The organism is Neorhizobium sp. P12A (genome assembly GCF_008365395.1).
Lineage (GTDB): Bacteria > Pseudomonadota > Alphaproteobacteria > Rhizobiales > Rhizobiaceae > Rhizobium.
The window spans coordinates 1-22,693 of record NZ_QOVX01000038.1; the positions used below are offsets into that span (position 1 = coordinate 1).

Here is a 22,693-nt window from a genome sequence, read left to right on the forward strand (position 1 = left end):
CCGCTGAGAACGATGTTCGAAGGGCACCCCTAGGTCGCCGGCACAAAAAGGTCTCCATCGCGTTCTTCTTTCAGAGAGGAGATTGCCATGTCAAAGATCACCAATGGTCTCAACGACCGACCGCTGGGTGCCACCATCGCTAGGCGAGGTATTTCTAACAGCCGCGCTACGGCAGACGCCTCCGAAAAAGAGATCGAACGCGACCGGGAAAAGCTTCTGGGCGAACACGGCGCCGCCGAAAGCACCAAGTGTGAACGGGACAAGGACAGGTCGCCCGAACACGACCCCGCCTGACAAACATCAGCGAGTGTATGAATAGCCAACCAGCCAGGTCGATGGAGGTGGTGATGTATCGCGATCTCGGTGGTTCCTATGGCCGGAAGCCCTCACGGGAACCGGAGAAGCCACACCCGCAATTGAGCTGGAGACAGCAGAAATTGCTGATCTGGGCTATAGGTCTCGAACTGTTTCTGCTTTTCGTTGCCCCGATCGGAGGGATGTCGCTTGTCAACGTGCTCGTGTTCTTTATGCACTGAGACGATGGGGATAACCATCATCCTTCGGTCGACTAAAGGGGTCCAGGCGCGATCCTGCGTTCGTCTCAAAGTCCCGGATCGAACTGCTCTTGTGTCGCAGAGTTGGCCTTCTCCAGCGAGGAAAGGGTGACACCAAGCAGCCGCACGCCTTTCTCTATAGGGAATTCGGCCGTCAGGATATTTTGACAGATATCCATGAGTTCCTCCTCGGAAGCGAGTGGTGAACTGATCGATCTGCTGCGGGTGACCTGCCGGAAATCGGCGTATTTGATCTTCACCGTGATCGTGCGCCCTCTACTGCTTCACCGAGCAGGTGAATGTCTTTACGGAAAGTGTCTTCGGCTCCGATCGATTTGCGAATCCGGTCCGACTTTACCTGACGGTTGTCGATGCCGCGAGCGATGCCATAGAAATAGGGGCCGGATTTGCCAAAGTTCTGCTGGAGAAAGTCCAGCGATTTCTCTCTGAGATCGGCTCCGGTCTCGATCCCCAATCGTTGCATCTTCTCGNTCGGCTGTTGGCGCGCTAGGCGGGCGCCAAGCGATGACAGCGTAATGCGACAGGAGCCCTCGGATCGCGGCGGGATCACTGGCGATATATTTGCCGCGATCAGACGTGAACAAAAGTGAACAGAAGCGGTGCAATGTGGCAGGCGGATGCCCGAATTGATGCACAGATACATAGGGTGGCTACACACAGTCACTTTCAAGGAAAACTACCATGTCCATGCTTCGTAAGATCGCCGCAACGAGTCTGATTACTCTGTCGCTTGCAGTCACTTCTATCGCAACGATAACACCCGCATTGGCCCAAGGCGGTCACGGTGGAGGCCACGAGGGAGGCGGGCATCGAGGAGGATCTGCCATGAGCAGCCAGATGGGCGGAGAGGTAAGCCGCAGCGGCGGGTTTGCCAGCCGAGACCACTTTTCCGGCCGGTTCCGCGACGATGGACCTTTATCCTCCGGCGACGATGAAAACTATCTCTACAATCAATGCCAATCGCAATGGAGCCACGACTACAACCGCCTCGGTAATCCAGTCAGGCCGGACGTATGCTCCTGATCAATGAGGAGCAAAGGCCGTCATGGAATGATCGATGAGTGGCGCGAGCCGAAAAGCCGCGCCGCGAGTTTAGTTTCTTGAAGGCTATTGCATTCTCTGGGAGGGCACCGTCCGCAGCGTGCTTGACGTGCGGCTGCGGACGCGAGCATCATTCACATTGCGGCCCGTAGGCGACAAATGCTTTCGAAGCTCCGTAAACGCCATTGAACATCCCCGAAGCCAAAGCCAGCGCCGACGCTAGGTTGATGATCGTACCGCGCTGGCGGTCAACAAAAGCCGGGACCGCGGCATAGACCAGGCGGGTCAACGCGATGACGTTGATTTCGATCATGTGCTCCATGTTGTCGACGTTGGCCCTCAGTAACGGCTCGACGGAGCCGACGCCCGCATTGTTGACAAGCATGGTGATCGTAGCGTCGTTCTTGAGTATAGCCTCAACGCGACGGAGGTCCTCGGTGTTACCCAAGTCCGCTTGAACCGTCGTGACCGCGCGGCCGGTCGTTTCCGTGATGGACTGGGCGACAGTGGCCAGGGCTTCCTTCCCCCTGGCCACCAGGACGAGATCGAACCCCCGTCGTGCGAGCCTGTCGGCGTAGAGCGCCCCGAGACCGGAGGACGCACCTGTGATCAACGCTGTCCCATTTGCAGAAGTCATTGCACAAACTCCTTGGTTTCGGTGTGCCTACGGCGGCGGCCATCATTGTCTTGTTTCAGACGAGCTTGATGGTGACGCCGATGTTCCCGCGTGTCGCCTTCGAATAGGCTTATACCGTCGATTGATGATCCTTAGCCTGCGGAAAAAATCGGCAATCTGGAGAAGGCCATCGAGAACCCGTAACGCGCTGGACTTGACAGAAGGAATCGCCACTAGATAATCACGATTAAGGTAATCACGATTAAGGTAATTACCGTTACCAAAAGGAGGACATATGCAGTTTCTAGGGCGCGAGCGCGAACTCAAGCTGGTGCGGACCGAATTGGACTTACAACGACCTTCCCTCATCATCGTATTTGGCCGACGGCGGATCGGCAAATCGCGGTTCCTTCGGGAGGCCGCCAAGAATCGCCCGGAAATCTATTTTCAGGCGACCCGCGTCTCATCACTTTTGAACCTGGAGCAGTTCAAATCCGATGTCGGAAAGGCAATCGGATCAAAGCCACAGCTCGAAGCCCTGTCAAGCTGGGAGGGTGTACTGCACTATGTTGCCGAGCGTGCCGTCGAGCATCCGGGATTGATCGTCACGATCGACGAATTTCCCTATCTGCTTGATAACGAGCCAGCGCTGCCATCGATCGTGCAGAAGTTTTGGGATTCCGGCGCGCTTGGTGATGGGGCGATGAAACTGATCCTTTGCGGCTCTGCCATTTCTCAAATGGAAGACCTGTTGGCGGAACAGAACCCGCTTTACGGGCGAAAAACCATGTCGCTCGATATGAAGGCCTTGCCCCTTGTCGATGTCGCCAAGTTTTTCCCGGAGTATATGGCCGACGACATTATCAGAACCTATGCGATTTTCGGCGGCGTTCCCTATTATCTTCAGCTTTGCGACGCTCAGGAACCGCTCCGCAACAACGTCATCAAACTCTTGCTCACGGAGACAGGCACGCTGATCGACGAACCGAACACGCTGCTTCAGACTGAACTCAGAGAACCGTCCTTTTACTCAAGCGTCGTTGCGGCTGTATCTGACGGCTGCAACACCAAGTCGGAGATCGCAAACCGACTGGGTGTCAAAGCAGACGGTATTGGACCGTACCTGGCAAAACTACTCGCGCTTGATTTGATCGATAATTCGAAATCGCTGGATGCCGACGAAAAGGGCCGAAATCGCCGCTATCGCGTTGCAGACAGCCTGATGTCCTTCTGGCATCGCTTCGTGCGACCAAACCTGAGCGCGATCAGCAGCGGGTTTGGTGAGGATGTTTACGACCGCGTCGTGGAGCCTCGGTTCGCCGAATATATGGGAATTGCATTCGAACCGATCGCCCTTCAATTTGCAAGGCTTCATCTGCAGGAGGTCCTTGCGGTGCCGACGCAGGAGGTTGGCCAAATCTGGGGTCACGCCGATTTCGACATCGATGTCGCGGGGCGATTATTGGATGGTGCATTTTTCTATGGCGAATGCAAATGGCGATCGCGCGTGATCGACCTTGGCCACGTCCGATTGTTGCGGGAGCGATCCGAGAGAACGACTTACGGGGAAGGAGTGACGGGCAAGCACTACCTGTTTTTCAGCAGAAGCGGTTTTTCAAGCGATGTAGAGAGTTTGGCGAAAGAAGACGACCGGCTGCATCTGATAACCCCCGAAACACTGGTAAAGCCGCGCCTGTAGAGGCGACAACGTGGGCGCATCGCCACTCCTAATGCGTCGCCTGACGCAACTCCTGAATAGGCGACAAAGGGATTTTGAGAAAGCCTATCTGCGACAAAATGAAGACGATGTTACGATCAACGAATCTCCCAAAGGTAACGTTTTGGTTCGGCGCAGCCTACGCCGCTCCGAGGTTATCAACTTCTTCGGGAAGCTAACCCCTTGCATTGTCGGCATTGAAGCCTGCGCAACGGCGCATCATTGGGCGCGCGAGATTGGACGCTTTGGGCACACCGTTCGTCTGATGCCGCCCGCCCATGTGAAGCCGTATGTGAAGCGGAACAAAAATGACATGGCGGATGCCGAAGCTATCGGCGAGGCGGTGATGCGGCCAAATATGCGGTTTGTCGCCGTGAAGACAGCAGCGCAACAATCGGTTTTAATGCTGCATCGCTGCCGGGCACTTCTGGTCCGGCAGCGAACTATGCTCGCTAATGCAATCCGTGCGCATCTTGCCGAATTAGGCATCGCCATGCCGAAAGGCATTCGTACTTTGCTGGCAGCACTCAGTGCGCCCCAAAATGAGGGGAATGATGTTCCCGATCTCGCCCGAAGAGCGCTCGAGCCCATGGCATTAAGCCTCGTCGAGCTGGGTAAGCGCATCAGAGAACTAGAAGTCGACATTGTGCGCGGACACCGTGGCAATGAGACCAGCCGTCGATTGGAAACAATTCCTGGATTTGGTGTCATGACCTCAACCGCGATGGCTGCGACGGTTGCAGATCCGACGGCCTTCAAGTCAGGCCGTGAATTTGCCGCCTGGCTCGGCCTGACGCCACGAGAGAATTCCTCGGGCGGCAAGCAGCGTCTTGGAGGTATCACCAAAATGGGCGACGGATATCTTCGAACATTACTCGTCGTCGGAGCGACAGCAGTCATTCGCTTCGCCCGCGAGGAGGGTTCCGCCAAGACAGCATGGATCCGCAAGCTCATGGAGAAAAAGCCCGCGAAGGTCGTGGCGGTCGCGCTCGCCAATAAAATGGCGCGCATAGCTTGGGCGATCATGACGAGAAGGGAGGTTTACCGTGTTATCCCCGCTTGAATAGGCATGGGCTTTAACACGATAACGCGTTGGTGAGGACGAAAGACACTTGATGAGAACCGGTCAGAACCGGGGCTTGGTAAGCCCGAGGGGTTCAGCGACATAGAGCGCGCTGGAGTGATTAGGGATCCAATCTGCGGAGGTTCATCAGGGCCAGCAGCTTAACATGCTGCATCGAAAGGCCGGACATATGACTGCAACCGACCGAGCTCAGAATGGTGTCAATTACACTCTTGCCAAGGAGGCGTCCACATATGAACCCCTCGGGCTGGACCACGGGACACGGAAAAACTGATACGCTCTGTAGGCCCCAATCGGAGAAGGCTCATGAAGTCCCGAGGAGCCTATCGACGGCACTCAACGCCATCCAAGCTGCAGCTTTGCCAGGACATACAAAATGGCGTCATCGGACGAAGTGATGCCCAGCGCACTTATGGCGTCTCGGCCAACCTCATCCAGTTGTGACTGACACAGTTCGATCGCGGCGAACTAAATGACGAAGAAGCGACGGCTGAACTGACGGCATCCAGAAGTGCCATCGTATCGATCGGCTTCGTGAGAAAGTCCAAAGCGCCACCCTTCAGACCCCTGACGGTCATCGGGATATCTCCGAAGCCCGAGACGAATATGATCGGCATCCGACTTCTGCTCGTTGTGATCATGCCCTGCAGGTCAAGGCCGTTCACTCCGGGCATGTTGACGTCGAGGAGGAGACAACAGGGGGATGTCAGGACGGGCGCAGCGAGGAAGGACTGTGCGGACTCGAACAGGATCGGCCGCCAGCCAGCAGATCGGATCACGAGTTCAAGCGCTTCCCTGACAGACAAGTCGTCGTCGACCACGAAGACAGTCGTCCGCGTCTGCACCAGTTACAGTCGAGATCATCCGGTAGATGCGCTCCTCTCCTAAGAAGGGGCCAGCTCGTCCAACCTAAGAAATCATATCACAGTACGTTGCTGACGACATGACACCACGTTCGTTTTACAGATGCCCACCGTGCGTCGATTTGCGTGAAACTCCATTGTACGATGGTATCGGATGCAAATTCTGGATGACGTTAGGACGGCCCAGGATGCTGCATCCATCACGGCCTTCGAAAATTCCGGACGGCTTCATGTTTTACCCGCAACGTGAAGACCGTGAGTTCCGAAGGCCTGCCCAAACGAATTGCAAAGCCGGGCCACAACGCGGTTCCGTTGTTGACGTAAAGCCGCATGCCATCGACGTCGTACCAACCGGAAACGAAGCCATCGTTTGCACGCGCAACCAGACGATCGAGGCCGATGACCATGCCTCCATGGGTGTGGCCCGAAAGCTGAAGTGCGATCCCGGACTTGGCTCGCTGCCGTGCCATCCGTGGCTGATGATCGAGGAGTATGACAGGGGCTCCGTCCGGAGCTCCCTTCAAGGCCTTGGCGATATCAGGTGCGGGAAATTTGCTCCTAACCGCTGCGTGATCGGTCACTCCGGCGATGACAATCTGTGCACCGCCGCGCTCGATAACCGCATGTGCATTCGTCAGCATGCCAATTCCCAGGCCAGCGTCGTGTTTCATCCAGGCATCGTAGTCGAAGAAATATTCATGATTACCGGGGATCGCATATACGCCATCTCGCGCCCGCAGTTCGGCAAGCGGGGCGACGTCTTCGCGACGGTTCTCCAAGCCGCCGTCGATGAAGTCCCCGGTAATGGCGATGAGATCGACCTCGAGCGCGTTCGACCTTACGACGACCGCTCGCGCCCACCCCGCGGGAAACAGCCGGCTGAGGTGAAGGTCCGTGAGCTGCAGCAGGCGATATCCATCGAACTCGGTGGGTAAGCCAGAAATATCGATCTCGACGTTCTTTACTGGAGGTACTCGAATAGCCTGGATGACGCCCGACGCCGAGATGGCGAGCGCCGCCGTTCCAATCGCATACCGTACCTCCGGTGGGATGGTCGGAAAGCGTCCGACGCCCAGCATGACAACAAGCGAGAAGACATCAAGAGCGATCTGGAAGATCGCGAGAAGGACGGTCGTACCGAACAGCAGGTTGAACAGGATGATGAGCGGGCGCGGATATTCCGGCGCGAAGACCGAGCCTGAAGATATTCTGTTGATCACGAGATGCTGGGACGCGACGAGAAGGAGGCTCGCGATCAGGATCTTGACTGAAAGGAGCCAAGGAAGAACGGCGAGGAAGCGGGTCACGACAACCAGCCAGGGAAGTCCGAGGATCAAATAGAACATGCAATAGGCCTAGGATGATCGCGCAACGGCGAGATGGCGGGCGCGTCGACGCGGTGGCCTTGCCGGCGCAGAAGCAAGATGGCGATCCGCACTCAGCCGCGCAAGTCCTTCGTCAGATCGATGGCGTACTGTGTTTTTCTGACCGGAGCGAGACACAGCAGCGACGAGAGCCGGATAAGAGGCCCGAGGCTGTCGCCTGCGTCGACAGGAGAGCCATGAGGGCTGCGGCGATTAAGAAGGCCTGTCCCCCTCGGATCATCGCGTCACACTGCCTCTAGCTTTCGGTGCGGCGTCTCGGGAAACACGACATCGATCCTATCGCCAGGATGTATTTCGCCACCTTCAAGAACAACGGACATCACACCGGCTTTCCTGATCAAATTGCCTTCTTCGTCGCGGTCTAGCACGGCGGACATCAGTCCTTTTTGGAACCTGTCGATCTGGCTGCAAGGATTGCGCAGACCTGTAATCTTGAGGCGCACCTGCTGTCCGATCCTCAGAACTGTGTCCGTCGGAAGATCGAGAAGCGCGACGCCGGAGGTGAGGACGTTCTCGCCCAAATCTCCCGCCTTCACAAAGAACCCCTTTGCTGTCAGCTCCTCGAACAGCTCGGAATGTATGAGGTGGACCTGTCTCAAGTTCGGTTGGGTCGGATCGCGGGCGACGCGGGAGCGATGTTTTACCGTGACGCCGGCATGGGCGTCTCCATCGACACCCAGCCCTTCGACGATGGAGATGCTGTCAACGACGGTCTTAGAAAACTCATGGGACGATCGACGGGCGACGGAAACGACAGATGGCATTGACTTCCCCAGGACGGTCGGTGGCAGGGCGGGGTGCTTTCGACTTGTTTATAACACAATGGCTCCCTATATCATTGTCGTCGGCATTGCTGGTGAGCGCTGGAATAAACTGTTGCTCGCAGTGCTGGCGTCGCTTCTTGCTTTTGACCACGGATGTACTGGCAGGGGTGTAAAGCGACGGTGAGGAAGGTCGGTGCGATTTCGCCCCGGCCTTTTTTGTTTGTTTCCAAATGAATGGCCTCGGATTGGAATCTACGCCCAATTGTATTGCTCAGGCGCTCCGGGCCCGTTCCTGGTGCCGACCTTCGACGAACTCCTCGGCGATCTTGGCGCAGAAAAGCCGGAAGGTCCTTCGGGTTGCGGCTGGTCACGAGCCCCCTGTCGGTAACCACCTCCTTGTCGACCCAGTTTCTGCCGGTGTTGCGGATGTCGGTTGAGATGGTCTCCATCGGTTTGTGCCCGATCCAGTCGGACACAAACTCGCCCACGAGCCGGGATCGCCTCGCAATTTGTGATCGAGGTTCATCAGTCGAACTTGACCAGGTCCTGGAAGATCAGTCGACCCCAGCTCTTGCCGCGCGCCTGCACCAGCAGTCCACCTTCCGACAATCCGCCAAGCTTGACCGGCGCGAAGCCGAGCTTTTCCGCAAGCGCGCCGATCTGCTCCGCGGCGCCGTCATCGTCGCTCGCGAGGAACACGACTCTCCTCCCGCCATAGGCGGCGGAATGCTTGGCGAGAGCCGCCGCGCCCAGATGGTTAAACCCCTTGACCAGTCTGGCACCAGTGAAAGCCTGCGCGACCGTCTTTGAGGAAGGCTGGTCTCCCAGTTCCTGCGGCGGCACGCCATACGCATTGGTCACGTCGACGATTGTTTTTCGATGCCAGTCGGGCAGTGCCTTCGCGACGTCCGGATGCGCTTCGAATCGAACGGCCAGGAAGATGACGTCCGCCTTGACCGCGTCCGCCACCGTCTTGGGAATGATCGTGGGTCCGATCGCGGCTACATCCGATGCGAAGCTTTCCGGGTCGCGGGTCGTTGCGACGGATACCTCTATGCCGCTCCGGGCGAACGCCTTGGCCAAAGCCTGGCCGATATTGCCGAAGCCGATAATTGCATAGGTCATCATAGTTCTCCTTAAGTTTGCCTGACGGCGCTCGGAACTAGGATGGAGCGCCTGGCCGGTAGGCCTCAGAGTTGGGCCAGGCCGCCGTCGACGGCGACTTCGCTGGCAGTCATGAAGCTGCTGTCGTCCGACGCAAGAAAGACGGCGACCGCTCCAATTTCCGCCGGATCGGCCATTCGCTGGAGCGGGGTCATCGAAGCGAAGACCTTCTGGCCTTCCTCGCCGAGCGCTTCCTTCGCAAGTTCGGTTGCCGTCGCCCCTGGCGACAGCACGTTCACCCGAATGCCGGTGCCCTTCAGGTCTTCCGCCCAGGTGCGAGCGAGATTGCGCACGGCCGCCTTGCTGGCGCTGTAGGCCGTCATTCCAGGAGCCCCCGTGGTGCCGGCGCTCGACCCGGTCAGGATGATCGAACCGCCTTTGCGCATCAGCGGTAATGCTTTCTGGACCGTGAAGATCGTACCCTTCACATTGATGTCGAAGGTTTCGTCAATGTGCGCGGCGGTGATCTTGCCGAGTGCAAGCTGGCTTCCCGCTCCGGCATTGGCGAAGACGACGTCGAGCGAACCGCGCTCGGCCTTCACCGCTGCGTAGAGCCGGTCGAGGTCAGCCTCGTCGGAAACCGAGCCCTTCACCGCACGGACATTGGGGCCAAGTTCGGCAACGGCGGCGTCGAGGACTTCCTGCCGCCGGCCGAAGATGAAAACGAAGGCGCCTTCATCGATAAAGCGTTTTGCCGCTGCACGGCCGATGCCGGTCGCCCCGCCGGTGATTACCGCGGTCTTTCCATTGAGTCTGGTCATGTCATTCACACTTGATTGAGTTTCGGAGACCTCAACATAGGTCGACCGATCCCTGCCGATGAGTGTGCAAGCACGCACATCGGTGGTGCATAATAAGTCCGGAAGCGCCACTGACGTCGGCAATGACGATCAGTATGTTTGCCGTCGGATGCTATGACGGCCGCACGCTTTGCCGTATGATAGGTGAGGCACGAGATTTGAAAGGCGCACCGGGCGGTGCCGTATTGCACCATGATCGACTGGGATGACATTCGTTACTTTCTTGCCGTGGCGCGCGAAGGATCAGTGCGGGCCGCCGCCGAGGGCCTTGGGGTTTACCATTCCACCGTGCTGCGACGCGTCGCGCAGCTCGAGGAGCGCTTGGGCGCGCAGATGTTTGAAAAGCTGCCTTCGGGCTATCGCCTGACGTCCGCGGGTGAGGAGGTCCTTGAGCTTGCCAACCAGATGGAAGCGTCGTCGCATGAGTTGGAGACGCGCCTCCTCGGTCGCGACCAGAGCGTGCGCGGCCTTCTGCGGGTGACCTTGGCCCCGACCCTCGCAACGCACCTGCTGATGTCGGACTTCGCCGAATTCGCACGGCTGCATCCCGATATCGAGATGGACGTTCTGTCGTCCGGCGAGCTAGTCAATCTGACCAACCGAGAGGCAGACGTCGCGATACGCGTGGTCTACGACCGCAAGACGCTGCCGCTCAATCTTCACGGTTTGAAAGGACCTGAGGTGTTCGGAGGCGTCTACATTTCCCGAGACCGACTATCTGCGCGGCGTGGAGGCGCATCTGATCCCGTCCGTTGGATTGTGATCAGCTGTCATGGGGTTCCGGACTGGGCAAGTGAGGGAGAGGTTCGCACCACCGAGGTGCCGTTCAGGGTCACGGACGCCGAGGCTCAGATCGTCGCCGTCCGACAGGGACTGGGGATAACGACGCTACCTTGTTTCGTTGGAGATGCCGACCCGCTGCTGACGAGGGTGCCAGGCACTGACCTGCACATATACGGAACGCTCTTTCTTCTCACCCAAGGGGAGACGCGCAAGACGAAGCGGGTGCGTGTCTTCACGGAGTTCCTATCCCGCAGGCTCGCCAGCCATGCCCCGCTTCTCACGGGGCATGGCCATGAAAGGTTCAGCACCGAACCCGGCGGCAGCAATGATGGCGACGTCACCGTTCTTGAAAGGTAGCCTTCCAGTGATCGAATGACGCCGCCGGGTCAGCGACTAAAGGCGAGAGATCAACTCAGAGCGTGTCGATCAAGCCTCCGTCCACCCGCATCGACGCGCCGGTCGTTGCGGACGCAAGAGGCGAGGCGAGGTAGGTGACGAGATTGGCGATTTCCTCGACGCTGGCGGCCCGTTGTATGAGCGAACTGCTGCGGTGTTTCTTTACGAAGTCCGCCGCGACCTCCTCGATTGGCTTTCCCGTCTTCGCGCGCTCGTCGGCGAGCATCGCTTCGACGCCTTCGGATAGCGTGGGGCCTGGGAGAACGGAGTTCACGGTGACGCCGGTTCCTGCCATGCGCTTCGCAAGGCCGCGGGCAACGGCGATGTCGGCGGTCTTGCTGACGCCATAGTGGATCATCTCGACCGGGATGTTGAAGCCGGATTCCGACGCGATGAAGATGACTCGGCCCCAGTCGCGTTTCTGCATGCCGGGAAGGTAGGCGCGCGAAAGCCTGACGGCGGACATGACGTTCACCTGCCAGTGGCGGTCCCACACTTCATCGTTGGCGTCGAAGAAATCGAGCGGCTGAAAGATGCCCGCGTTGTTGATGAGGATGTCCACGTGGGGAACTTTGGCGACAAGAGTGTCACATCCTTCAGCGGTCGCGAGATCGGCTGCTACGGCGGTTACGGTGCCTTTTGCTCCTTCGCCTTTCAGGCGTTCGGTTGCCTTGCCGGTCTTCTCGTCGGATCGGCCGTTGACGACAACGTCCGCACCCGCTCTAGCGAGCTGGCGGACGATCGCGTAGCCGATGCCTTCGGTGGATCCAGTAACGAGTGCGGTCTTGCCTGTGAGGTCGATTTGCATTGTCTGCTCCTGTGGGGTTTGGATTACAAAAATTACGAAGATTGGTAATCGGTCGCTGCGGTCCATCACCGCTGGGCGGCTGCCTGCTCCGACGCTTCGCGGAACACGAGTTCAATCAAGATCTGGCCGGGCGTCCTGACAAATAGGCGCCGCTCGCCTAGATCGGGCAGATCCATCGTCGAATAAGGGGTTTCGTTTTTGTCGAGGCGAGCCCGGAATTCGTCGTAACCGTCCAGCCGGAAGCCGATATGATCGATAACCTCGACGCTGCGTCCGACCGGCGCACCGCCGCCGGGGATGAGATGGACGATCGGTTGGTCACCTTCATAGAGCCAGTAGCCCGGAAAGCCGAATGAGGGACGGTACCCAACCATCAAACCGAGCAGGTCTTGGAGGAACTGTCTGGTACCTTCCAGATCGGCGGTCCGCAACGTCACGTGATCGAGGTTCATGGCATTCACCCGATCACCCCGCCGCCGTCGACCCGGACAGTCGAACCGGTGGCGAAGGGCGTGGTCATGAGGAAGAGCACTGCGTTGGCGATATCCGAAGGCTGACCAATAGTCTTGGCCGGCAAGTTGGCAGCAACGCGCTCGAACATGGCATTTCGGCTGGCATCCTCCATCTTCGCCCAGAGCGGAGTGTCAATGAGGCCCGGGGAAACCGCATTGACCCTGACGGGCGAGAGTTCCAATGCCAGACCGCGGCCCAAGGATTCGAGAGCGGCATTGATCGCGCCCTGAAGGACTGATGAACCGGACGGACGTTCGCTCAGGAAGCCGGAGATGAAGGTAAGGGAACCTCTCTCGGTAAAGCGGGCCGCCCTGGCGACCCGGTAGGCGCCCCAGAACTTGCTCTCCATCGCCCGCCTTGCATCGTCGAGAGAGAGCTTGCGAACCGGTCCGCTGGGCGTCTGTGCGGCAGAGATCACGACGTGATCCCAGGCATCGTGCCCGGCAAAGAAAGAATCGACTGCGCTTTCGTCGCCGGTGTCGAGGACCGCCGTTTCGACGTCGCCGAGAGACGACGCAGCTTCAGCGAGCTTCTGTTCGGAACGGGAGGCGATCGTCACCTTTGCGCCGGCCTCAAGAGCCTGCTTTGCGACTGCATAACCGATCCCGGAACTGCCGCCGACGACCAGGACGCGCTGATTGGTCAAGGATGTCATTTTGGTCTCCTGTTTGACGGCGAACCGTCGTGTTGAATTCGATGTCCCAGAACATAAGGCATGACAACACTCGCAAGAATGGCTGTTGTCGACGAGTGTCTCTTGCGATATCAGCAAGAATATGAGCGACAATTTTCTGGACATGCTTGTTTTCGTAAGGGTGGCGGACGCGGGAAGTCTTTCCAGTGCCGCACGCGAACTCAACTTCTCCCTGACTGTTGTCAGTCGCAAGCTTTCGCGGCTCGAGGAGCGGTTGGGCGTCCGTTTGATGAACCGCACGACGAGGTCACTGACCTTGACCGAGGAGGGCACGCGCTTCCACGAGCGCTGCGTCCGCATCCTTGCTGAAATCGAGGACGCCGAGACGGAGGTCACGAGCGGTCGGGATACCGCCAGCGGCACACTGAAAGTGACCGCCACCTTCGCTTTCGGGATGCGGTGGCTTGCGCCGCTGCTAGGCGAGTTTCAGCGCGCTCATCCCGGTCTGCATGTGCGTCTCGACACGGACGACGGCGTCACGAACATCGTCGACGCCGGGTACGATCTGGCGATCCGGTTCGGTGCGCTTGCCGACTCCAGCCTCGTCGCGCGGCAGCTTGCACCCAACAGGCGGGTTATCTGCGCGGCGCCCGCCTACCTCGACATCCGCGGCCGGCCCAGTTCGCTCGAGGACCTTCTGCAGCACGACGTCGTATCTTTCGGCGACCCTCCGAACACGCATTGGGTGTTTGCGGATGGCCGCTCCGTCAACGTTCGCGGCAACCTCAGCACCAACAACGGCGAGCTTGGCCACCGCTGGGCGTTGCAGGGAGCGGGCCTCATCCTGAAGTCCATCTGGGACGTTCAGGACGACGTCGCTGCCGGAAGGCTGGAAGTCGTACTTCCGGCGCACAGGCTGCCCGCTGCACCGATACACGCGGTTTTTCCTCACAGTCGGCTGGCGGCGGCAAAAGTTCGCCTTTGCGTGGACTTCCTCGCCGCGCGGCTAAGGAAGGCGTCGCCGGAACTGTGACGGGTACCTGGGAGAGGCCGGGTCGCATCCGTAGTCTCGAAATTCATGCCGCCGATGTGCATTTGGTGCGCCAAGAGCCCGGAAGCCAGGCGGCCGATACTCACGGAGAGTAATGGCTAAACACGAAGTCCTTCGAGCGGTCGAGTTTTGTGTGGCACGCAAAACAGGATTTTATGAGCGGCTCGCTCTGGTTGGCGATGCCGTTCTCGAACTGGCCATATCCCCACCCACCAGTGTCGGCGTACTTCTTCGAATCCTTCACGCTGATCTGCACATTCGTCGGGTCGCCCGCCACGAAGGACTGCGGCGCCGGAAACACGGCGTCGTTTTCGGGAGACGACTTGTAGACATACGCCAGGCGGGCAATCACCGATCCATCGGGGAGGGGCCGCGACCCCTCGCGGAATGCCTTCACGGCAATGTCGTTTCCGAGGATCGCTCGAATGTCATTGTTCTTTCCCGCTTCGTGGGCGACCGTGATCACCCGCCAATCACGATATCCTTCTGGAAGACTGACGCCGTAAATCGGCGAGGCATTGTCAGTAGCGGCGACGACAGCAACGACGAAAGGTAGACAGATCGCGGCAACACCTAACGGCAGCGCCCGCTTGGCAATGTACTTTCGCATTTCAGTCTCCTTGTAAGAAAACCATATCGATCATCTCCGCTCCACTTACATCCGCGTTTGGGGTTCACCTACTGCCCATGAAGTTGCCGTTTAACGTGCTGATCTGACCGCAGACGATATTCTGGATTCGTTTGATTGCGGGCCAGACGCGAGGAAGTGCGAAGCATCGTGGCATAGTACCCCATCGAAAAACTAAGCCCTAATGAAACGCTGCGATTGCTTCCAAACCATCGCGGTCGTCCGGGATGGTCATGCGTCCGAGCGCGGCGTGCGGCCGAAGGTCCGTTTGAAGGCATGGCAGAACGCGCTTTGCGAACTGTAGCCGACATCCGCCGCTGTCATCGCGACGGACTGGCCCATGTCCAGCTTCCTTTGCGCAAGAACCATGCGCCAGCGGGTCAGGTAGTCGAGCGGCGGACGGCCCACGCGATCGACGAATCTCTGGGTGAAGGCCGAGCGCGACATTCCGACCTCCGATGAGAACATCGGAACCGTCCACCGTCGCGCGACATCGCCGTGCAACAATCTGAGCGCCGGACCGACTTTCGGGTCGGAGAGTGCGGTTATCCAGCCGATGTTCGTGGCGGGACCGGTGGCAACAAAGGCGCGGACCGCGACGACGATAAGGACTTCTGCCAAATGCTCGGCGACCAGCGAACTACCCAGATTCGTGCCGCTGACTTCATTTCTCAAGGACTTGAGGGTGCTTGCAACAATCTCCGCGGTCGGCGAGGTTCGGTCGACGCGCAGGAAGGTCGGTAGGGCGTCCAGCACGAAGGAGGCGCTGCCATCGGCAAACCCGCTTCCACCGCCGATCATTGCTGTCTCGTCCGCCGCGCCAAGGCGCACGATATCCTGTCCTGGCGCGGCGTAGAGAAGCATGCCGTCTGCCGGGTCAATCTCCGGACTGCTTGCGACGGTGTAATGCGTATTGTTGATGAGAACGACGTCGCCTTCTGTGATTTCGTCCGGCGGGCGGTTCGGCAGCAGGAGCCAGCATCGCCCCCGAGTGACTGCAACAAACTTTAGCCGCGCCCGTCCATCGAAAGAAAGTGCCCAGTCCCCCGCGGCTTCGAGGGCGGTTCCGCGGACGCCGCGCGCGCCGAGCGCAACAAGAACTTGAGAAAACGGATCGGAGTTTGTTTCGGCGGATCGCGACAAAGACATGGCCGATCGAGCATAGATCATCCTGTCCATGCCGCATAGGCTAGATTTCCCAACTAAAACATGGAGCCCATTGTGGCCATAGAAAACAAGATTGTTGTAGTCACCGGCGCCGGGCGCGGCATCGGCCACGCGACCGCACTCCATCTCGCCAAGCGCGGCGCATATGTCGTCCTCGGGGCTCGCAGTGAAGCAGAGATCGCCGCCTTGGCGGCGGACATCGAGACGGCGGGCGGTCAAGCCATCTGGCGTGCGACCGACGTCACTAGGCGTGCCGACCTGGATGCTCTGGTCGATCTAGCTTGCACGCGTTTCGGTCGGCTCGATGTCATAGTCAACAATGCGGGCATCGGGCCGATTTCGCGCTTCGACGCCCTTCAGGTCAACGACTGGGACGCCATGATCGACGTCAACCTGAAGGGCGCGCTTTACGGGATTGCCGCAGCACTTCCGGTATTCGGTCGCCAGGGCCGAGGCCATGTTGTCAACGTCATCTCGACCGCCGGCATCAAGATCGTCCCGACGATGGGTGTCTATGCGGCGACCAAAAATGCGCTGCGTACCGCTACCGAAGCGCTGCGGCAGGAGTCCGGCCGCAATCTTCGCGTCACGGAAGTGTCGCCCGGTTTCGTCGACACCACCTTTGCAGACTCCGCGATCAAGGATCCCGAGATCCGAGCTGCAATTAGAAAGCGAAAGGAAGAACTCGCGATTTCGCCGGATGCGATTGCAAGAGCGATTGCTTTCGCGATCGAGCAGCCCGACGATGTCGAAATTGGAAGCATCGTGGTCCGCCCGACCGCACAGGACTGACCATAGATTGCCAACGCGGAGGGGCTGGCAAATCAGAACCGATCCCTCACCACCTCTGGACCTTCGAGGTTTGTTTGAACAGAGGTCGAAGAGATCGTGAGGATGGTATTACTCGGCTTGGCCTGCGCATTTGGCGGCATTGGTGGGCGCCGGATCTTCGAGACTATCGGAGTTCCTCTTCGTGGAAATGTGGGAGTATTTGTTGCTCAATGCTGGCAGGTGCAGGAAGTTTAGGCTCGACAACTGCCAAGCGAGAAACGGTCGAACAAGAAGAAGGCCGCCATTGACAGCTGGCGGCCTTCAATGTGGTCACAGGAACATCGGATTGCGCGTCAAGCAGCGCCCCGCCGCGCGGCCTTGTCAGCCGCCTTCCGATCCGATCCACACTTCTCGATGATTTCCTTCCGAGCACTGCCTGAACATGCGTTTGGACAGCGCTTTGTCACCAACAGCGAGCAGCGTCCGACCCGCCTCCTTGCTAACAAGAACGTGATGAGGGCGGACTGGCATTCAAACCAACCTCATGTCATGGGTCGCCTAATCTCCCACCCGAATACACCGCGCCAGATGATTGAATTCTCTTCAGCGACTGGTGATTGAGCTCTGATTGTGTCCGAAACAAATGCAGCCGCCACCAAGCCCCAGATCTCTGACATCAGTCTGTCGCGACGAGACCGTCTGGCGATGGCCGCGCTTATGTTCTCGATCGCGTTGGCCGTTCTCGATACGGCGATTGCGAATACTGCGCTGCCTTCGATAGCGGCAGGTCTGAATACGACGCCAGCCGCCTCGGTGTGGATCATCAACGCCTACCAGCTTGCCGCGGTCGCCACATTGCTTCCGTTCGCAGCACTCGGGAGCGTTGCCGGCCACCGTCGCGTCTACCTGCTCGGATTGATTCTTTTCACCTTCGCGTCGGCGGCATGCAGCCTTTCCGGATCTCTCGAGACACTAACGGCGTCAAGGATCCTGCAAGGCATCGGCGCAAGTGCCATCATGAGCGTGAACACGGCGCTGATCGCCATGATCTACCCGAGCAAGATCCTTGGGCGAGGATTGGGTCTCAATGCCCTGGTGGTTGGCATCGGTTTTGCGGTTGGTCCAACGCTCGCCTCCGTCGTCCTCTCCTTTGGGCCGTGGCCATGGCTGTTTGCGATCAACGTGCCGATCGGCGTGCTTGCGTTGGCTTTCGCCTTTTCGAACTTGCCAAAATCTGACACGTCGGGGCACAAATTCGACGCCCCAGCAGCTATACTCACAGCGATAGCCTTTGCCGCCCTCATCTTTGGACTGGGGGAAGCAGCGCAATCTGCGTCGCCCTATCGAACTGTCCCGGCGCTGGCCATTTTCCTGATCGTGACCACAGTGCTCGTGCGATATGAAGCCAATAGTGCTGCGCCAATGTTGCCTATCGATCTGTTGAAGCGACCAATGTTCGCTCTATCCGCGCTGACCGCGTTCTGCGCCTTCGCTGCCCAGGGACTGGCATTCGTTTCCTTGCCATTTTATCTCGAACATTCCCTGGGGATGAGTGAAACGACAACCGGGTTCGTGATGACACCTTGGTCGGCTGTCGTTGCAATCATGGCACCCATCGCTGGCCGCCTCTGCGATCGGTATCCCTCGGGAATTCTTGGCGGGATTGGTCTTGCGTGTCTGGCTGCTGGCATGGCCCTCCTGTCGATCGCCCCAGCCGATGCGAGCTGGGGAGTGATCGAGATTTGCATGGTGGTGTGCGGCGCCGGTTTCGGGTTCTTCCAGTCGCCAAATCAGAAAGCGCTTATGTCTAGTGCCCCGCGAACAAGAAGCGGCGGCGCAAGCGGGGTCATTGCAACGGCCAGACTGATCGGCCAAGCGACTGGCGCTGCCCTTGTCGCTTTCAGCTTCGGCATCGCTGGTGAACACGGGCCGACATTGGCCCTCCTGCTCGGAGCCGTCTTTGCAGGGGTGGGATGCGTGGCAAGCGCGAGTCGGCTGCTTACGCGGTGACCGCGATTTAACTGGCGGATGACAAGGCTGGTGGTCGGACCAAACACCTTGCTCAAGGCGAAAGGAGATACGAATTGCCGTTCTCTCTTTCTCGCCGACATCGTTCTGATCTATTCGGGTTCCTCCTGATCGGCGGGGGCACTCGTCGGGCTGCCGACAACGGCGCCGACCAGGGGCGGCCGCGCCCTCCCTTTGACTACCTGGAATCACCGACGATCTTGGTATGATGAAGCATCATTTCCTTTCCGCTGCCAGGCCTGCAGACCGCGAGGGGCTTGTCACTTGGAGTTGCTGCACACGTGAACGAGGAACAGAAGAATGCAGCCGCAGAAATTCAGAAACCAGCGTCGGGTTTGAATAGTGCGATTGGACGGGCGGCGGTCTGGGCGCCATCGCCTCGATTGAAGACCGCAGATGGCGGATCTGCCAAGGTATAGCCCCCACGCGCCGACCCCATTAGCGGGACACGCCTTGTTCAAGGAGCGCTGTCAACGAGAGGGATGGTCAAACTAGTGCGACGAACGGCACTGGAGACGCACGCCGCCTGAAGCGGCGTATGTATCGCTGACGGGGTCGTAGCCGAGGGTGTAACGGGCGGCACACCATTGGATGTGCCTGATCTCCGCCGGTGAAAGTGTTGACGTCTCGGCATCGGCCGTCTTGTGCTCGTCGCCTGCATATGCCGAAGCCGTCTGTTGAGGCTCCGTCTGCGATTCGGATCCGCCGGGCATTCTCAAGGCGTAGGCGGGTGCGAGCGACGAGGCGAATAGAACAGAACCCAGGAAAGCGATTGAAGCGAATTTCACGACCGTGGACATTGACGTCACCAATTGTTGTTCGGCGAAGCAACGGCATTCAGAGGTCTTTGGTTCCATTCTGGCTGTCTTCGGTAGCGAACGGCAACCAGTCATAACCTCGGCAGCCTGAGGATTTTGCGGGTATTGGTCACGAACGGCTGGTCGGCGAAGCCGTCCTCTTCTCTCACGACGCCGATCACACGGCAGCTGAGCGACAGATTCCGGGCCCCGTGCCTCGCTCATAGCCGCGTGCCCCCTCGCGACATGATGAATGAACCGCGAAGATGAGTTCTGCGTTGGCTAGGGTCGCCGATAGACGGGCCGGATTCGGCTAATAGCCTTGAAGAGCCACAGACCGAGGCTACGACGCCTCTCGTTCCTGATCGAAGCCCAAATATTCGACGGGCACCCTACCGGTAAGCCAGACTCCATTTTCTGTTCGGAAGAACTGTATGCCATCCTCAAACATCCGGGCGGCATTGACCGAAAGGACGATGGGCTTTCCGTACCGCGCGCCGACGTTGATCGCTGTGTATTGATCGAACGACAGATGCACATGCTGCCGTTTTCCGGGAAGCAGGCCCTTGTCCCTGATCGACCCGATATTGGCGATGGCCGTTCCGTGATAGAGGACGGCTGGGGGCTTCGTCGGCGCCAAGCCGAGATCGACCTCCACTGAGTGGCCCTGTGCCGCCCGGATCCGGAGCCCGTCGTCCGAGATCGTGAACCTCTTCTTGTTGTTCGTCGCGACGACTTCATCGAGCATCGTGCGATCGAAGTTCGGGTGCCCGGCAACTTTCACCCGCGCAATTAGAACGTCGATCGGCGTCCATCCGCCACTGTCGAGCTCGACGCCGAACTTCGCAGGTTCATGGCGGAGAATGAGGCTTAAGAACTTGCTGATTTCTTTGGACATCGTGGTCTGGTTCCATGCGGTATTCCCGTGGGCCACGTCATAGCTGCTAACGGAGTATTCGTCACTGGGCGTTGCACCCAGCCGAAAAGCTTGTGGGTTTTCAAAATCCTCTCATCGCGCTGAACGCAGCCAATCGCAGCTCTCGATCTGTTCGGATAATCCTCGCGAAGGGCATTTGCCAGGCTACCGGGCTTACTCGTTTGATGGTAATTAGATACCAAACTCTCACCGATCGAATTGGATATCAATGCCATTCTTCAAAGTCACCACGCACGCAATGCTGATCGAAGCGGACGACGCTTTGGAAGCCGCGATGACCGCCTATCGCAGATATGACGATCGAAGTCCTCGCCAGTTCGACGTGGTCGGTCCCGACGAGTTGCAACAGATCGTCGCCTTGACTGCCCGAGAGGAAGAGGAGGCGATCACCATTGAATTTGGCAGGAAGATCGAAAGCAGAAAAAAGTGTTAACGCCTTATTTTCAATGGCATAGTATTGGGTTTTAATCTGATACTTTCGCGCCTGGATCGATGCCGCCTGTCCAAGGCTGGGTGTCCATTCACGCCCGGAGCGCGGTCGCGCAGGGAGGACCAACATGAAACGCGTGTTGTTCGTCTGCAGTCAGAATAAACTGCGCAGCCCTACCGCCGAGGAGGTGTTCTCGACCTGGGAGAACATCGAAGTTTCATCTGCGGGCACCAATCACGATGCCTGCAATCCGCTCGATGACGAACAGATCGCATGGGCCGACATCATATTCGTCATGGAGAAGTCACACCGGAACAAGGTGTTGCGAAAATATAAGAAGTCTCTGATCGGCAAGCGGCTGATCTGCCTCGACATCCCTGACGACTATGAATTCATGGACCCGACGCTCGTACGGATACTTGAAGCAACAGTTCCGAGGCACTTATAGGGTAGGGGAATTTACTTGAGCGCGGGATAAGTACGTTTTTGCTTTTTTTGGAGGAGCTAACCCAAGTGCGTCAGGCCTGTTTTGCAGGGTAGGGGATCACGCCTGATCGTGCAAATGCGCCATGAACACCTCGGCCGGTGTCTTGTAGCCAAGGCATTTACGGGGTTGGTCGTTGAGATGTCGTGCGAGTTGGATCAGGTCGCGTTGTGACACGGCGGCCAGATCTGTAACTGCTGGCATGAAGCGGCGAATGCGCTTGTTGGCGTTTTCGACAGTTCCCTTTTGCCACGGTGCACTCGGGTCGCAGAACCAGCTACGCGCGCCGATTCCTTCTTCCAAAGCCCTGAATCCGGCAAACTCGGTACCACGATCAAAGGTGAAGCTTTGACGCGCAAAGGCTGGCAGAGGAGAAAAAGCTCTGATGATCTTGTCCATGATTGGGCGAGAATGCCGGCTTGGATTCTTGATGAGAACGGTATAGCGGCTCTTGCGCTCCACCAGAGATGTCACATTGGCATGGCCGAGTGGACGTTCGAAGATGAGGAGGTCGCCCTCCCAATGCCCGAACTGCGATCTATCTCCAATAAAATCAGGACGTTGAGATATACGATGCGAGGCCGGAAACACACCGTCGCGCGGCTTCCTGGAGCGTAGTGGACGACGTTTGCGGCGCGCTTCCGGTAGATACTGATAGAGGCCAAGCCCGTAATCTTCCTTGCTGTAAATGAACCGGTAGATTGTCTCTTTACAGACGCGGACGAGGCCGTGCCCCTCCAACAACAGGCGACCAGCGATCTGCTCCAGGAGACCAGCGTGCCTCCAACCGGGTGATGATCTCCGTGCGTAAATTCGGGTGCCGCCGCAGCTTTCTCAGCCGGCGTCGTCGTTCCTTGGAGATATCGTGCGCGACCGTGCTGTAGTAGCCGTCATAGTCCGGTAATTCGCGATCATGAAAGGTGTTGCGCTTGATCTCGCGGTAAATGGTCGAGCGGTGACGGCCAAGCTGACGGGCCATTTCGTGGACGGGAACATTTGCCGCCACCATCTGCTGTAGGCGTCGTCGGTCGGCGAGAGCAAGCTGCGTATAGCATCGGGACATGCCAAAATCTCCAAAGGGAAGCCATTGAAATCATTGGCATGTCGCACTTGGAAATAGAATGTACCCGGCTACATTCGTTGTCACAGCTATTTAAAGATGAGACAAAGTAAGCAATTTAGAAACGCGACGCCATACTATCCAATGTTACTGAATATGCAAGATTCTATAGTTATGGATGCGCAAGCGCGAGCCGC

23 protein-coding genes and 4 pseudogenes are annotated in these 22,693 nt (G+C 58.4%); 10 read left to right on the plus strand and 17 right to left on the minus strand.

Annotated features, from left to right (window positions below):
• The first annotated feature begins 87 nt into the window (after positions 1 to 87).
• Together DTW90_RS35320 and DTW90_RS35325 are read left to right on the plus strand one after the other, a co-directional pair.
• Entirely contained in the window at positions 88 to 294 is a 207-nt protein-coding gene (locus DTW90_RS35320; RefSeq protein ID WP_149344667.1) for a hypothetical protein, read from the plus strand.
• Positions 295 to 347: 53 nt separating this feature from the next.
• Entirely contained in the window at positions 348 to 536 is a 189-nt protein-coding gene (locus DTW90_RS35325; RefSeq protein WP_132528609.1) for a hypothetical protein, read from the plus strand.
• A 65-nt stretch (positions 537 to 601) separates the two neighbouring features.
• On the opposite strand, the pseudogene DTW90_RS35330 reads toward DTW90_RS35325, so the two are convergent.
• Positions 602 to 1,044, minus strand: a pseudogene (locus tag DTW90_RS35330) (DNA polymerase IV); the annotation flags it as partial.
• 356 nt (positions 1,045 to 1,400) lie between these two features.
• Here DTW90_RS35330 and DTW90_RS37965 point away from each other — a divergent pair.
• Entirely contained in the window at positions 1,401 to 1,598 is a 198-nt protein-coding gene (locus tag DTW90_RS37965; RefSeq protein ID WP_246665177.1) for a hypothetical protein, read from the plus strand.
• Between the two features lie 172 nt (positions 1,599 to 1,770).
• On the opposite strand, the pseudogene DTW90_RS35340 reads toward DTW90_RS37965, so the two are convergent.
• A pseudogene (locus DTW90_RS35340) lies at positions 1,771 to 2,253 on the minus strand (SDR family NAD(P)-dependent oxidoreductase); the annotation flags it as partial.
• A 274-nt stretch (positions 2,254 to 2,527) separates the two neighbouring features.
• Between DTW90_RS35340 and DTW90_RS35345 the strand changes: the two are divergent.
• Both DTW90_RS35345 and DTW90_RS35350 read left to right on the plus strand, forming a co-directional pair.
• Positions 2,528 to 3,931, plus strand: a complete 1,404-nt coding sequence (locus DTW90_RS35345; protein ID WP_149344673.1) for an ATP-binding protein — start codon at positions 2,528 to 2,530, stop codon at positions 3,929 to 3,931.
• Positions 3,932 to 3,962: 31 nt separating this feature from the next.
• Complete coding sequence (locus tag DTW90_RS35350) at positions 3,963 to 5,012, plus strand: IS110 family transposase (protein ID WP_246665178.1); 1,050 nt, start codon at positions 3,963 to 3,965, stop codon at positions 5,010 to 5,012.
• A gap of 431 nt (positions 5,013 to 5,443) precedes the next feature.
• Here the strand turns inward: DTW90_RS35350 and DTW90_RS35360 are convergent, their stop codons facing one another.
• The 6 genes and pseudogenes from DTW90_RS35360 to DTW90_RS35385 form a co-directional block, all read right to left on the minus strand.
• Positions 5,444 to 5,878: a response regulator gene (locus tag DTW90_RS35360; protein WP_246665179.1), complete on the minus strand. Its 435-nt coding sequence runs from the start codon at positions 5,876 to 5,878 to the stop codon at positions 5,444 to 5,446.
• A 218-nt stretch (positions 5,879 to 6,096) separates the two neighbouring features.
• On the minus strand, positions 6,097 to 7,242 hold the full coding sequence (locus DTW90_RS35365; RefSeq protein WP_149344674.1) for a metallophosphoesterase: 1,146 nt from the start codon (positions 7,240 to 7,242) through the stop codon (positions 6,097 to 6,099).
• Between the two features lie 263 nt (positions 7,243 to 7,505).
• The gene (locus tag DTW90_RS35370) at positions 7,506 to 8,045 is read right to left on the minus strand and encodes an MOSC domain-containing protein (RefSeq protein WP_149344676.1); all 540 of its coding nucleotides are present in this window, start codon (positions 8,043 to 8,045) and stop codon (positions 7,506 to 7,508) included.
• A gap of 271 nt (positions 8,046 to 8,316) precedes the next feature.
• Positions 8,317 to 8,488: pseudogene (locus DTW90_RS35375) on the minus strand (DJ-1/PfpI family protein); the annotation flags it as partial.
• Between the two features lie 82 nt (positions 8,489 to 8,570).
• Positions 8,571 to 9,170, minus strand: coding sequence for an NADPH-dependent F420 reductase (locus DTW90_RS35380; RefSeq protein ID WP_149344678.1), 600 nt, complete (start codon positions 9,168 to 9,170; stop codon positions 8,571 to 8,573).
• Between the two features lie 65 nt (positions 9,171 to 9,235).
• Complete coding sequence (locus tag DTW90_RS35385) at positions 9,236 to 9,970, minus strand: SDR family oxidoreductase (RefSeq protein ID WP_149344680.1); 735 nt, start codon at positions 9,968 to 9,970, stop codon at positions 9,236 to 9,238.
• 231 nt (positions 9,971 to 10,201) lie between these two features.
• Between DTW90_RS35385 and DTW90_RS35390 the strand changes: the two genes are divergently transcribed.
• Positions 10,202 to 11,149, plus strand: coding sequence for a LysR family transcriptional regulator (locus tag DTW90_RS35390; protein WP_149344682.1), 948 nt, complete (start codon positions 10,202 to 10,204; stop codon positions 11,147 to 11,149).
• 55 nt (positions 11,150 to 11,204) lie between these two features.
• On the opposite strand, the gene DTW90_RS35395 is transcribed toward DTW90_RS35390, so the two are convergent.
• The 3 genes from DTW90_RS35395 to DTW90_RS35405 form a co-directional block, all read right to left on the minus strand.
• Complete coding sequence (locus tag DTW90_RS35395) at positions 11,205 to 11,996, minus strand: SDR family oxidoreductase (protein WP_149344684.1); 792 nt, start codon at positions 11,994 to 11,996, stop codon at positions 11,205 to 11,207.
• A gap of 65 nt (positions 11,997 to 12,061) precedes the next feature.
• Positions 12,062 to 12,448, minus strand: a complete 387-nt coding sequence (locus DTW90_RS35400; protein WP_149344686.1) for a glyoxalase — start codon at positions 12,446 to 12,448, stop codon at positions 12,062 to 12,064.
• 5 nt (positions 12,449 to 12,453) lie between these two features.
• Positions 12,454 to 13,164 carry an SDR family oxidoreductase gene (locus DTW90_RS35405; RefSeq protein WP_149344688.1) on the minus strand — a complete coding sequence of 237 codons (711 nt, stop codon included), beginning with the start codon at positions 13,162 to 13,164 and terminating at the stop codon, positions 12,454 to 12,456.
• 121 nt (positions 13,165 to 13,285) lie between these two features.
• Here DTW90_RS35405 and DTW90_RS35410 point away from each other — a divergent pair, with 121 nt between their 5' ends.
• Positions 13,286 to 14,176 carry a LysR family transcriptional regulator gene (locus DTW90_RS35410; RefSeq protein ID WP_149344690.1) on the plus strand — a complete coding sequence of 297 codons (891 nt, stop codon included), beginning with the start codon at positions 13,286 to 13,288 and terminating at the stop codon, positions 14,174 to 14,176.
• Positions 14,177 to 14,276: 100 nt separating this feature from the next.
• On the opposite strand, the gene DTW90_RS35415 is transcribed toward DTW90_RS35410, so the two are convergent.
• A complete protein-coding gene (locus DTW90_RS35415) occupies positions 14,277 to 14,804 on the minus strand; it encodes a cytochrome P460 family protein (RefSeq protein WP_149344691.1) in 528 nt (175 codons plus the stop codon).
• A gap of 249 nt (positions 14,805 to 15,053) precedes the next feature.
• A complete protein-coding gene (locus DTW90_RS35420) occupies positions 15,054 to 15,971 on the minus strand; it encodes an AraC family transcriptional regulator (protein ID WP_210251467.1) in 918 nt (305 codons plus the stop codon).
• Positions 15,972 to 16,040: 69 nt separating this feature from the next.
• Between DTW90_RS35420 and DTW90_RS35425 the strand changes: the two genes are divergently transcribed.
• Both DTW90_RS35425 and DTW90_RS35430 read left to right on the plus strand, forming a co-directional pair.
• The gene (locus DTW90_RS35425) at positions 16,041 to 16,781 is read left to right on the plus strand and encodes an SDR family oxidoreductase (protein WP_210251469.1); all 741 of its coding nucleotides are present in this window, start codon (positions 16,041 to 16,043) and stop codon (positions 16,779 to 16,781) included.
• Positions 16,782 to 17,390: 609 nt separating this feature from the next.
• A complete protein-coding gene (locus DTW90_RS35430; protein ID WP_246665180.1) occupies positions 17,391 to 18,770 on the plus strand; it encodes an MFS transporter in 1,380 nt (459 codons plus the stop codon).
• A 509-nt stretch (positions 18,771 to 19,279) separates the two neighbouring features.
• Here DTW90_RS35430 and DTW90_RS37470 read toward each other — a convergent pair.
• From DTW90_RS37470 to DTW90_RS35445, 3 genes are all read right to left on the minus strand, one after another.
• Positions 19,280 to 19,588: a BA14K family protein gene (locus DTW90_RS37470; RefSeq protein ID WP_188080174.1), complete on the minus strand. Its 309-nt coding sequence runs from the start codon at positions 19,586 to 19,588 to the stop codon at positions 19,280 to 19,282.
• 340 nt (positions 19,589 to 19,928) lie between these two features.
• Positions 19,929 to 20,483, minus strand: coding sequence for an RNA 2'-phosphotransferase (locus DTW90_RS35440; RefSeq protein WP_149344697.1), 555 nt, complete (start codon positions 20,481 to 20,483; stop codon positions 19,929 to 19,931).
• A gap of 244 nt (positions 20,484 to 20,727) precedes the next feature.
• The gene (locus tag DTW90_RS35445) at positions 20,728 to 21,081 is read right to left on the minus strand and encodes a hypothetical protein (protein ID WP_149344699.1); all 354 of its coding nucleotides are present in this window, start codon (positions 21,079 to 21,081) and stop codon (positions 20,728 to 20,730) included.
• Here DTW90_RS35445 and DTW90_RS35450 point away from each other — a divergent pair.
• Positions 21,080 to 21,400 (plus strand): low molecular weight protein tyrosine phosphatase family protein, encoded by a 321-nt coding sequence (locus DTW90_RS35450; RefSeq protein ID WP_149344701.1) that lies wholly within the window; start codon positions 21,080 to 21,082, stop codon positions 21,398 to 21,400. The two genes, DTW90_RS35445 and DTW90_RS35450, sit on opposite strands and share 2 nt — an antisense overlap.
• Before the next feature lie 96 nt (positions 21,401 to 21,496).
• Here DTW90_RS35450 and DTW90_RS35455 read toward each other — a convergent pair.
• A pseudogene (locus tag DTW90_RS35455) lies at positions 21,497 to 22,499 on the minus strand (IS30 family transposase).
• Positions 22,500 to 22,693: the final 194 nt, after the last annotated feature.